Consider the following 11,796-nt stretch of genomic DNA (forward strand, 5'->3'; position numbering starts at 1 on the left):
TGGCGCTCGCCGCGCGAGCTTCGCTCACCGCGAACGGATTTGTTCGGGGAAGCCTCACGCGGGCGGATCGAAATGCATCGCGACTGAAGTCGCTCCCACAACGAGCCGGTCGCGGATTCAGCCCTCCCCTTCGAGGCGAGGGTTGCGTGGGGATGGCATTCACGCGTACCGCCGACCGATGGCCTCACTCCTTCGTCGAGGCCGACACGTAGGCTTCCTTCAGCTTGGTCGCGCATTCCTCGCAGCACACCTCGACGGTGCGGCCGCCGAGTTTCACGTTGATCACGCTGTCGTCGAGCGGGCAGTCGCAGGCGGCGCAGGTCTTCTGGGTCATGGCAGGCTCCGGTGGTATGGATGTCGGATGGAGTGTGCGCCGATCCGCGCATGGGTGCTGTCGGATTCTTTAGCTGTGGTGGGCGATGGCCCACGCGCAGGGCATCAGCCCTTGCGCTGGCGGCGGGCGATCACCGCGTCGCGGAATTCCGACGGCGATCGCCCGTACGCCTGCTGGAACGCGGCGCTGAAATGGCTGTGGCTGGAGAAGCCGAGTTCGAGGCCGAGCTGGGCGAGGTCGTCGACGTCGGCGAGGCGGTCGAGGGCGCGGGCGAGGCGCAGTCGCAGCTGGTACCGATAGAGCGGCAGCGCTTCGACCTGGGCGAAGGTCTGCGTGAGGTATACCGGCGACACGCCGACTTCGGCGGCGATCTCGGCGAGCGTCCAGCGGCGCGAGAGATCGCTCGCGAGCACGAGCTTGGTGCGATCGGCGAGCCGTTGGCGGCCGGTGGTGGAACCGGCGACGTGCGCGGTGCGCGCCCCGAGCGAGCGCGTGCCGCGGGTGAGCGCGAGGCTTTCCGCCGCGCGAGGTTCGGCGATGCCCTCGCGCAGGCTGTGGCGCAGCATCGCGACGAGCGCGGATGCGCGCGCGTCGAGTCGCAGGCGTTGTTCGGCGAAGACGAAGGCATCGCCTTCGCTCAGCAGCGCCGGCGGCGTGAGTTCGCGCAGCATCGTTTCATCGACCTGCACGACGAGGCTCGCATCACCACCGGGCACCGGGTGGTGCGTGCGATAGTGCGCATGCGCATTGGCGAGCAGTACCTGGCCCGCTTCCGCGACCGCGAGTTCGTCACCGTCGTGGCGTACCCAGAGGCCGCGGTACGGGAACACGAGATGTGCGCTTTCTCGCCACGATGCATCGCCCGCGTGATCGCCGCTGCCGTCGCAGACCGTGTCCCACACGGCGACGATGCCGGTGCGCAGGAGCGGGGCGATGTGGAAGGCGTCCATGCGCGCGATGCTCTCACATCGCGGTGTCGCTTCGACGCGATGGAGGCATCGCGGCTGAAGCCGCTCCTACAACGGCGTGGATGCGCGAGTCGCTCGTGTAGGGCGGTACGCGCGCCAGCGCGTGCCGCCGTGGCGTGGCGCGGCGGGACTCGCTGCGCTCGACCCGCCTACGCCCTCACCGCGTACACCTCGCGCGCCTGTGACTGCAGCGCCTGCATCGCCTGCGCGTACGGCCCGGGGCCGTGGCTGACGCGGGCGACGCCGCAGCGCGCGAGCACGTCGACGGACGGCGTGTTCGGCATCACCATGATGTTGAGCGGCAACGGCGATGCGCCCGCGAGCCGTCCGATCAGCGCGGCGTCGGCGAGGCCGGGCGCGAACAGGCCGTCGGCACCCGCGTCGGCGTAGGCGCGCGCGCGTTCGAGCGCGAGCTCGACCGCGGCGACGTCGTGTGGCACGCCTTTGCGGAAGAAAACGTCCGTGCGCAGGTTGATGAAGAAGCGCGGCAATGCCGCGTCGGCCGCCGCGCGCGCGGCACGGATGCGCGCGACCTGCACGGCGACATCGCGCAGCGAACCGTCGGCGGGTTCACTGTCCTCGAGGTTGCAGCCGATCGCGCCGGCTTCGATCACGCGCGCGATCGTCGCGGCGACCGCCGCGGGATCGGCGCCGTAGCCGCTTTCGAGGTCGATGCTGACGGGCACGGTCACCGCATGGGCGATGCGCCGCGCGTTCGCGATCACGAGGTCGAGCGGCAGCTTCTCGCCGTCGCCGTAGCCATGCGCCGCGGCGACCGACCAGCTGCCGGTCGCGATCGCCGGCGCACCGCCCGCGGCGACCGCGGCGGCGCTGCCGGCGTCCCAGGCGTTGAGCAGCACGAACGGGCGGCCGCGGACGTGCAGGCCATGGAAGGTGGCGGTTTTGGTGGCGGCGTCCGCAATGGTCGTATTCATGGGCGTTACCTTGGGTCGGGATTGCAAGGATGCAGTTGGGTGCGTGGTCGATGCGACAGTGGACCATCTCCGGACAGGGCGCGCTGTCAGGTTCTTTAGCAAGCGCGGTGGTGGCGTAGGGCGGTACGCGCGGAAGCGCGTGCCGCCGCGGCGTGGGGTCGCCGCGACGTCGCAGCGTCGCGCGGCGGGACTCGCTGCGCTCGACCCGCCCTACGACATCGCGTGGCGAGCCGCCCTGCTGGAAGCGAATGCGCAGTGGCGCCGCTTGAGCGCCCCGCCCCCGCATGGCAGGCTGCCACGATGAGCCCACGGAACGCCCCGTCGACGCAATTGCGCGATCTCGCGCGGCTGCGGCGCGTGCGTGATCGCATCGATCGCGACTACGCGCAGCCGCTCGATGTCGAGGCGCTTGCGCACGGCGTGCACATGTCGGCGGGGCATCTCAGCCGGCAGTTCAAGCTCGCCTATGGCGAGTCGCCCTATTCCTATCTCATGACCCGGCGCATCGAGCGCGCGATGGCGCTGCTGCGCGGCGGCGCGAGCGTCACGGATGCGTGTTTCGCGGTCGGGTGCGCCTCGCTCGGCACGTTCAGCACGCGCTTCGCGGAACTCGTCGGCATGCCGCCAAGCGCGTATCGCGCGCAGCAGGTCGACGGCGCCGCGCCGGGGATCCCCTCGTGCGTCGAGAAGCAGGTGACGCGACCGGTCAGGAATCGAGAAGCGCCGGTGTCGTGAGCTGCCTAGCATCACGGCCTCCACCACCGATGAGTGCCCTGCCATGAACATCCAGATCCACGCGAGCTTCCTCCCCCACAATGACCCGGACGCCGCGCTCGCGTTCTACCGTGACAAACTCGGCTTCGAGGTGCGCAACGACGTCGGCTACGGCGGCAAGCGCTGGATCACGGTCGGCCCGAAGGGCCAGCCGACGTCGATCGTGCTGTACCCGCCCGACGCGAGCCCCGGCGTCACCGACGACGAGCGCCGCACGATCGCCGAGATGATGGCGAAGGGCACGTTCGGCATCGTGCTGTTCGCGACCAAGGACCTCGATGGCGATTTCGAACAGCTGCAGGGCAAGGACATCGAGATCGTGCAGGAGCCGACCGACCAGCCGTACGGCGTGCGCGACTGCGCGGTGCGCGATCCGGCGGGCAACATGATCCGGATCCAGCAGCTGGCGTGATGATGTTTCCCCTCTCCCCGCTTGCGTGAGGGGGTTGGGGTGAGGGCATTCGGAGCGTTGCGCTCCGTTCTCCCTCACCCGCCGCGCTGCGCGCGTCGGCCTCTCCCGCTTGCGGGAGAGGCGAAGAGCGCGCGAACCCACGAATGCCGTCCCCTGGAACCGAACTCAAGTCCCGATGAGCAAGCCCACGCGCAAATCCACTCCGAACGCCGCAACCGCCGCCGATCGCCACGACCTCATCCGCGTGCACGGCGCGCGCGTGAACAACCTCAAGGACGTCAGCGTCGAGATCCCGAAGCGACGCCTGACCGTGTTCACCGGCGTATCGGGCTCGGGCAAGAGTTCGCTCGTGTTCGGCACGATCGCGGCGGAGTCGCAGCGGCTCATCAACGAGACCTACAGCGCGTTCGTGCAGGGCTTCATGCCGACGCTCGCGCGACCCGACGTCGACGTGCTCGACGGCCTCACCACCGCGATCGTCGTCGACCAGGAACGCATGGGCGGCGACCCGCGCTCGACCGTCGGTACCGCGACGGATGCGAACGCGCTGTTGCGCATCCTCTTCAGCCGCCTCGCCAAGCCGCATGTCGGGCCGCCGAGCGCGTTCGCGTTCAACGTGCCGTCGGTGCGCGCGGCGGGCGCGATCACGGTCGAGCGCGGCACGCGCACGAAGACCGTGAAGGAAACCTTCAACCGCCTCGGCGGCATGTGCCCGCGCTGCGAAGGGCGCGGCGCGGTCAGCGATATCGACCTCACCCAGCTCTACGATGCGAGCAAGTCGCTCGCTGCGGGCGCGCTGACGATCCCCGGCTACAGCATGGACGGCTGGTTCGGGCGCATCTTCAGCGGCTGCGGCTTCTTCGATGTCGACAAACCGATCGGCAAGTATTCGAAGAAGGAACTGCACGACCTGCTCTACCGGGAGCCGACCAAGATCAAGGTCGACGGCATCAACCTCACGTACGAAGGGCTGATCCCGAAACTGCAGAAGTCGATGCTGTCCAAGGACGTCGATTCGCTGCAGCCGCACGTGCGCGCGTTCGTCGAGCGCGCGGTCACGTTCCAGACCTGTCCCGACTGCGGCGGCACGCGCCTCGCCGAACACGCACGCACCGCGAAGATCGGCAAGCTCAGCATCGCCGATGCGTGCGCGATGCAGGTGAGCGACCTCGTGACTTGGGTGCGCACGCTGACGGAGCCTTCGGTCGCACCGCTGCTCGACGCGCTCGCGCGCACGCTCCATTCGTTCGTCGACATCGGCCTCGGTTACCTCGCGCTCGATCGTCCTTCCGGCACGCTCTCGGGCGGCGAAGCACAGCGCGTGAAGATGATCCGCCACCTCGGCTCCTCGCTCACCGACGTCACCTATGTGTTCGACGAGCCGACGATCGGCCTGCACCCGCACGACATCGCGCGCATGAACGCGCTGCTGCTGCAGCTGCGCGACAAGGGCAACACCGTGCTCGTGGTCGAGCACAAGCCCGAAGTCATCGCGATCGCCGACCACGTCGTCGACCTCGGCCCGGGCGCGGGGTCGCGCGGCGGCACCGTGTGCTTCGAAGGCGGCGTCGACGACCTGCGCGCGAGCGACACCGTCACCGGCCGACACCTCGACGATCGCGCGGCACTGAAGACGAGCGTGCGCGAGGCGAACGGCCGACTCGCGGTGCGCGGCGCGAGCATGCACAACCTCAAGAAGGTCGATGTCGACATCCCGCTCGGCGTGCTCGTCGTCGTCACCGGCGTGGCGGGGTCGGGCAAGAGTTCGCTGATCCATGGATCGGTGTCCGGCCGCGACGGGGTCGTCACGATCGACCAGGGCTCGATCGGCGGTTCGCGCCGCAGCAACCCGGCGACGTACACGGGCCTGCTCGATCCGATCCGTGCGGCGTTCGCGAAGGCGAACAAGGTCAAGCCCGCCCTCTTCAGCGCGAACTCCGAAGGCGCGTGCGCGACCTGCAACGGCGCGGGCGTCGTGTACAACGACCTCGCGATGATGGCCGGCGTCGCGAGCGTGTGCGAGGAATTCAAGGTCAAGCGATTCCAGGCAGAGGTGCTGAAGTACAAGCTCGGAGGCAAGGACATCAGAGAAGTGCTCGCGATGCCGGTGAACGAAGCGCGCGCGTTCTTCGGCACGGGCAAGGCGCACGTCGCGGCCGCGCACGCGATCCTCGAACGCCTCGCCGACGTCGGCCTCGGTTATCTCGGCCTCGGTCAGCCGCTGACGACGCTGTCGGGCGGCGAGCGCCAGCGCCTCAAGCTCGCCACGCATCTCGGCGGAAAGGGCGGCACGATCGTGCTCGACGAACCGACGAGCGGCCTGCATCTCGCCGACGTCGCGCACCTGCTCGCCCTGCTCGACCGCCTCGTCGATGCGGGCAAGTCGGTGATCGTGATCGAACACCACCAGGCGGTGATGGCGCACGCGGACTGGATCATCGACCTCGGGCCGGGCGCGGGACACGATGGCGGTCGCGTCGTGTTCGAAGGCACGCCGGCGGCACTGGTCGCGTCGCGTTCGACGGTGACGGGCGAGCATCTCGCGAAGTACGTGGCGGCCGGGGCAGCGCACGCTGCTCCCTCACGCGCACGACGCACGTGAACGGCGCGCCGTTTCGGCCACCGGCCGCCGCGCGTCTCCTCAATACGACGACGGCGAATCGACGGCCTCGCTCGCCGCGAGAAGCAGCGCATACGCGATCGTAAGCGCCAGCTGCACCCGTCGGCGCGACGTGAGGAGAGCGAGCACCGGCACTGCCACGAGTGCGACCAGCATGCCTCCCGCGATCGACAGAAGGTTCTGGGACCACCATCGCGCATCGACATACACCGCCACGGCGTTGAACACGGCGAGCGCGATGAGCGCGAGCCGGCCATCGCGCGCGAAGGCCTGTCGAAGGTCGAGATCGCGCTCGCGCGGCTCATGCGGCAATACGAGCGCCGCAGCGACGAACAGCGACATCGGCATCGAGATCAGGACGAGGAACTCGCCGTTGGTCCACCCGGCTTTCAACGTGGCCAGTTCGATGATCGCCCACCAGAACTGGACCTGCGCCACGAAGATGAAAGCGGCCCACGCGGCGGGGACGATGTCGAATTCGAACACATCGCGATTGCGCACGAGGACGACCACGGACGTGAGCAGGCGCGTCACGCCGATGCCGAGGATCATCGACACAGCCACCGAGATCCATCGGAATGCGTCCATGGACTCCACCTCCCAACGACTGCACACACCTTAGCCCAGCGCCGCGCGCGGGCCAACCGCGTGCGCCGATGTCGGCCTGTCGAAGTTCGGCAAGGGGTGGCGTGGTGCAGCGATGTCGCGCGAGTGGATGGCGCTCCGTCGCACCCGTTCACGCACCCGGAAGGCAGGATGCCTGGAGGGCGCTGCTGTCGGGGTCCCCTTCTCTTTGGTTACTTTCTTGGCAAGCAAGACAAAGTGACCCGCTCGCAGGGATGCGAGTGGAACGCGCAGGAACGCGAGTCGGTTGTCGCGAATGAAGCCGCGAGTGTTGTTCAACGAAGAGCACGAACGAAGCGTACGGCAAAAGCACCCTCACCCTACCCTCTCCCGCAAGCGGGAGAGGGAAAAATTTGGATCGCAAGGGGGACAACAAACACCACCTCCGCACGCACGAGGAGAAGAGGCCACCCCGCTGCGACCGATTGTCGCAGCGCCCCACCCCACCGCAGCGAGCCCGCCGCACCCCGCGTGTCCCATCCCAGTCCCGCGCGCCCCGCGCGACACGCTGGAAACGTTTACACCCGGACGCGTCGCGACCCTCGCGAGGCTTTGCGAGTCAATTCCGCGACTTGCGCTGTCGGTTGTGATGCGGCGGGCTGCCTTGCATGCGCGCCGGGCCGGGGCTACCGTCGACCCTTCCACACTTTTTCACGCGGGCGCAGGCGCCCGGAGACCATGGCCAGCAAGCTCAAAGCCCTGAACGACTGGGTCGACGACGTCGCCCGCCTGACCCGACCCGACAGCATCCGCTGGTGCGACGGCTCCGATGCCGAAGCCGAGGCGCTGCGCGCCGAGATGCTCGCCGACGGCACCCTGGTCGAGCTCAACCAGGACACGCACCCGGGTTGCACCCTGCACCGCTCGAATCCGTCCGACGTCGCGCGCGTCGAGCACCTCACGCTGGTGTGCTCGAAGAACGAGGAAGATGCGGGCCCTAACAACCACTGGATGGACCCGGCCGCCGCGCACGCGAAGATCGATGCGCTGTTCGACGGCTGCATGCAGGGCCGCACGATGTACGTGGTGCCGTACTGCATGGGGCCGATCGATTCGCCGCTGTCGCGCTGCGGCGTCGAAATCACCGACTCGCCCTACGTCGTCGCCAACATGCGCATCATGACGCGAATGGGCGCGGCGGCGCTCGCTCGCATCGAGCGCGAAGGCGCGTTCGTCAAGGGGCTGCATTCGATCGGCGAGCTCGATCCCGAGCGTCGCTGGATCATGCATTTTCCCGAGGAGCTCACGATCAAGTCGTACGGCTCGGGCTACGGCGGCAACGCGCTGCTCGGCAAGAAATGCCACGCGCTGCGCATCGGCTCGTGGCAGGCGCGCCAGGAAGGCTGGCTCGCCGAGCACATGCTCATCGTCGGCATCGAGAACCCGCAGGGCGAGACGCACTACGTCGCCGCGGCGTTCCCGTCCGCGTGCGGCAAGACCAACCTCGCGATGCTGATTCCGCCCGAGGGCTATCGCAAGGCGGGCTGGAAGGTATGGACGATCGGTGACGACATCTGCTGGATGCGCCCGGGCAAGGACGGTCGCCTCTACGCGATCAATCCGGAAGCCGGCTTCTTCGGCGTCGCGCCGGGTACGAGCCGCTCGACCAACCCGACCGCGATGGAGACGATCGCGCACGACACGATCTTCACCAACGTCGCGGTCACCGCCGACAACCAGCCGTGGTGGGAAGGCCTGCCGCAAGGCACGCCGGTGACCGACTGGCAGGGTCGTCCGTACGACGCGGCCAACGGCCCGGCCGCGCATCCGAACTCGCGCTTCACGGTGTCGGCGAAGCAGTGCCCGAGCTGGTCCCCGCATGCGGAAGACAAGCAGGGCGTGCCGATCTCGGCGCTCGTGTTCGGCGGCCGCCGGCCTTCGCTCGTGCCGCTCGTGTTCGAGGCGCGCGACTGGACGCACGGCGTGCTTGTCGGCGCCGCGATGGGTTCGGAGACGACCGCCGCCGCGACCGGCGCGGTCGGCGTACTGCGCCGCGATTCGATGGCGATGAAGCCGTTCTGTGGCTACAACTACGGTGACTACTTCGCGCACTGGCTCTCGTTCGACAAGCCCGGTGCGAAGTTGCCGAAGATCTTCCACGTGAACTGGTTCCGCAAGGGCGACGACGGCAAGTTCCTCTGGCCGGGCTACGGCGAGAACCTGCGCGTGCTCGAGTGGATCATCGACCGCTGCAAGGGCGCGGTCGGTGCGCACGAAACGCCGATCGGCCACGTACCGCGCAAGGACGACCTGCACCTCGACGGCCTCGCGATCGACGGCGCCGCGCTCGACACGCTGCTCGAGGTCGACCCGATGGGCTGGGCCGCCGAAGTCGCCGACATCGGCCACTACCTCGACTCGTTCGGCACGCGCACGCCCGAGAAGCTCAAGGCCGAGCAACGCCGCGTCGCCGCGGCGCTCGCGAATGCGGGGGCGCCCGCACGCAAGGTGGCGACTGGGTAACGGCTCGCACGGTGCGGACGCGATTCCGCATCGCTACCCTTCCATTCGGCGAGTTGCCAAGAAATGCATGTGCACGCGGGCCTTTCGTCCCGCGATAAGTTTTTTCCGCTTTGAAATGCGCATGCGTGCATCTTTTTATTTCTTGACTATATGCGTGAGCATAGGCAGGCTGCCATCTGCGCTTCGACAGCGCGATCCAACGACGGCGTGCGATTCGGGATGGATGACCATCCTGGTGGGTTCAGCCATTTCCAACTTGGGAACTCCAATGCTTACCTTTGCTTCAGCCCTGCGATCAGTCCTAGCGCTCGCATTCTGCGCTGCGATCAGCGTGACGCCGAAATTGGTTCATGCGGAAGTCCAGTACATTTGCGGGCTGAATTCACCGAGCGGCTGGTTCACGACGGCCTTTCTCAACCATCCTGATTGCGGGTGGAGCCCTGTCGTGAATCAAGTGCGCATCGAGCGATTCGACAATCTGCCCGTCGGCGCCACCATGACGATCTGCATTACGTCCGGCACGCTGCCCGACGGATGGGTGATCAACTCACACTATGCAGGCTACTCATGCGGCAACTCCGGCACGATGCCGGACACCGCGCTGATCACGCACACCAGCTGTGGCGCGTATCAATCGCAAAATTCGTGCTATCCGCCGAGCCCGACTGGCACGTTGACAGTATCGCCGACGACCGTGATCGTCCCCTTCGACAAGACAAGGGGCGAAACCAAGGTTAGCTATACTGGCCAATACGCGACCGGGTTCTGCGTATGGGTGAGTACGAACAACGGCACGCCTTCGTTGTGGAGCTGCGGCGGCACATCGGCCAGCAATCTGTCGTGGCCTTACGTGCCGAAGAACGGGACCTCCAAGTTCATCCTGACGACGAGCAGCACGTCCGCGAGTCCAGTGCTCGCTACGAAGACCGTGAATGGAACAGCGGGCGCCCAACCGACAATGTCTGCCAATCCGGCGCAGGTTGTGGTGCCCTCGGGCGCAACGACGGCGTCGACGACCGTCTCATGGAGTGCTCCTGGTTATTCTTCCGTCGACTGGTGCGGAAAGGTCAACAGCGGCGCATGGTCTTTCGCAGGACTCGTGACCGCCGGCTCGGGGAGCACCGGCGTGCCAATGACAGCGGGAACCACATATGCCTATCGCGTGTACGAGCATGGTGGCGCGACCGGCTGCCCCACGACCGGCATACTTGCATCGCTCACGGTCAGCGCGGTCCAAGGTGCAGCGCCGACGTGTAGCGTGACGCCGAGCCACGTCATCGTACCGCTTGGACAGACGAGCGGTCCGTACTCGTTCACGTGGAACATGCCCGGCTACCCAAGCGTGGACGCATGGGGAAAGATCAACACTGGTCCATGGCAATATGGCCTAGTCGTCGCTGGGTCGGGGGCCACGGGTGACACGATACCCGTGGGTGAGACCCGCGGCGTCCGCTTCTATCCGCCGGGCACGTCTGCGCAATTCCTCTGCGAGTTCACGGTCACGGCGAGCCATTGAGGCTCTGGAGAGGCGGCCGGCCCGCGTCGGCCGCCTTTTCCTGTCGACGCAGCCCGTGTTTCCATGAGGCGGCACGCACGCCGCGCCCATTGGGCCGACATCGAATCGGCATCAGCAAGGACGACGCTGTATCGGCGATGCTCGCGGGAGATTTCCGGAATGGGCATCGAAAGGATGTGCCTGCTCGCTTTGGCGTCGGCGATGTCGCTGCTCCTGCTGCCTGCCACCGCGGCAGCGGACGCGCGCAATGACACGCGGGTCGCGTTGGCAGGTGCGCATCCGGCATCCTGCGCGGACTTCGCCTCTGCCGTCCGCGAATGCGCGGAATCGCCGGTTTACCACCAACACGGTCTACAGCACGCGCCAGCTTTGGTGATCCGGTGACGTGGATCCATCTGGCCGACGCCACGCGCTGAGCGCGCCGACAGCCGCAGCGGCGCGAGGTGCCGCACGCGCCCCTCTCCCACGAGCGCCTCTGCGTCGCGCGGCCCACCGTGGCACCATCGAGACGCGCTACCGGCGTCTCGTCGCCGGCCATCGCGTCCATCGGCCGAACGGAACCCGCATGCGCCTGCCTTCGATCGTGACGTCGCTGGTCCTTTTCGCCTTCGCCGCACCCGCGGACGCGGACGTACCGGCCGACACGGCCACGCCACTCCGCTCGGGTATCGACACCGGCGCGTTCGACCGCAGCGTGCGGCCACAGGATGACTTCTACCGCTACGTCAATGGGGGCTGGCTCGACCGCCATCCGATCCCCGACGACGCGGTGCGCATCAGTGCGGCGTCCGAGGTGAACGATGCGACGCGCGCACAATTGCGCGCGATCGTCGAGTCGCTGCGCGAGGCGCCGCCTGAGGGCGACGCCGATGCACGACACATCGGCGCTCTGTACGCGAGCTTCATGGACGAGGCCGCCGCCGAACGCCGTGGCCTGCGGCCGCTGCGCGCGGACCTCGCGCGCATCGACGCGTTGCGCAGTGCGGACGACATCGCGACCCTCGTCGGCGACCCCGCCCGCATCGGCGGGCCCCCGCCGCTCGGCAATTCCGTGCTCAACGACAGCCACGATCCGCACGCCTACATCCCGACACTGCACCAGGACGGGCTCGGCATGCCCGGGCGCGAGTACTACCTCGGCGACGAGGCG

Annotated in this window: 10 protein-coding genes and 1 pseudogene; 7 read left to right on the forward strand and 4 right to left on the reverse strand. The window is 67.8% G+C overall.

Annotated features, from left to right (window positions below; translation table 11 throughout):
- Window positions 1-184 precede the first annotated feature (184 nt).
- The 3 genes from ACTHK2_RS09185 to ACTHK2_RS09195 form a co-directional block, all read right to left on the reverse strand.
- Window positions 185-334: a hypothetical protein gene (locus ACTHK2_RS09185; protein ID WP_182518690.1), complete on the reverse strand. Its 150-nt coding sequence runs from the start codon at window positions 332-334 to the stop codon at window positions 185-187.
- A 104-nt stretch (window positions 335-438) separates the two neighbouring features.
- Window positions 439-1,284, reverse strand: coding sequence for a helix-turn-helix transcriptional regulator (locus tag ACTHK2_RS09190; protein ID WP_440245403.1), 846 nt, complete (start codon window positions 1,282-1,284; stop codon window positions 439-441).
- A gap of 167 nt (window positions 1,285-1,451) precedes the next feature.
- A complete protein-coding gene (locus tag ACTHK2_RS09195; RefSeq protein WP_440245404.1) occupies window positions 1,452-2,237 on the reverse strand; it encodes an isocitrate lyase/PEP mutase family protein in 786 nt (261 codons plus the stop codon).
- A gap of 300 nt (window positions 2,238-2,537) precedes the next feature.
- Between ACTHK2_RS09195 and ACTHK2_RS09200 the strand changes: the two genes are divergently transcribed.
- The 3 genes from ACTHK2_RS09200 to ACTHK2_RS09210 all read left to right on the forward strand — a co-directional run bounded on the left by ACTHK2_RS09200 (window position 2,538) and on the right by ACTHK2_RS09210 (window position 6,025).
- Window positions 2,538-2,972 (forward strand): helix-turn-helix transcriptional regulator, encoded by a 435-nt coding sequence (locus ACTHK2_RS09200; RefSeq protein ID WP_440245405.1) that lies wholly within the window; start codon window positions 2,538-2,540, stop codon window positions 2,970-2,972.
- 43 nt (window positions 2,973-3,015) lie between these two features.
- Window positions 3,016-3,423, forward strand: a complete 408-nt coding sequence (locus tag ACTHK2_RS09205; protein ID WP_440245406.1) for a VOC family protein — start codon at window positions 3,016-3,018, stop codon at window positions 3,421-3,423.
- A 1,681-nt stretch (window positions 3,424-5,104) separates the two neighbouring features.
- Complete coding sequence (locus tag ACTHK2_RS09210) at window positions 5,105-6,025, forward strand: ATP-binding cassette domain-containing protein (RefSeq protein WP_440245413.1); 921 nt, start codon at window positions 5,105-5,107, stop codon at window positions 6,023-6,025.
- A 39-nt stretch (window positions 6,026-6,064) separates the two neighbouring features.
- On the opposite strand, the gene ACTHK2_RS09215 is transcribed toward ACTHK2_RS09210, so the two are convergent.
- A complete protein-coding gene (locus tag ACTHK2_RS09215) occupies window positions 6,065-6,631 on the reverse strand; it encodes a hypothetical protein (RefSeq protein WP_440245407.1) in 567 nt (188 codons plus the stop codon).
- A gap of 714 nt (window positions 6,632-7,345) precedes the next feature.
- Here ACTHK2_RS09215 and ACTHK2_RS09220 point away from each other — a divergent pair.
- The 4 genes and pseudogenes from ACTHK2_RS09220 to ACTHK2_RS09235 form a co-directional block, all read left to right on the forward strand.
- Window positions 7,346-9,130, forward strand: coding sequence for a phosphoenolpyruvate carboxykinase (GTP) (locus tag ACTHK2_RS09220; RefSeq protein ID WP_440245408.1), 1,785 nt, complete (start codon window positions 7,346-7,348; stop codon window positions 9,128-9,130).
- 223 nt (window positions 9,131-9,353) lie between these two features.
- Window positions 9,354-10,646, forward strand: coding sequence for a hypothetical protein (locus ACTHK2_RS09225; protein ID WP_440245409.1), 1,293 nt, complete (start codon window positions 9,354-9,356; stop codon window positions 10,644-10,646).
- 159 nt (window positions 10,647-10,805) lie between these two features.
- The gene (locus ACTHK2_RS09230; RefSeq protein WP_440245410.1) at window positions 10,806-11,030 is read left to right on the forward strand and encodes a hypothetical protein; all 225 of its coding nucleotides are present in this window, start codon (window positions 10,806-10,808) and stop codon (window positions 11,028-11,030) included.
- 181 nt (window positions 11,031-11,211) lie between these two features.
- A pseudogene (locus ACTHK2_RS09235) lies at window positions 11,212-11,796 on the forward strand (M13 family peptidase); the annotation flags it as partial.

The sequence above is a fragment of the Dokdonella sp. genome (assembly GCF_051958935.1).
Classification (GTDB): Bacteria; Pseudomonadota; Gammaproteobacteria; order Xanthomonadales; family Rhodanobacteraceae; genus Dokdonella_A.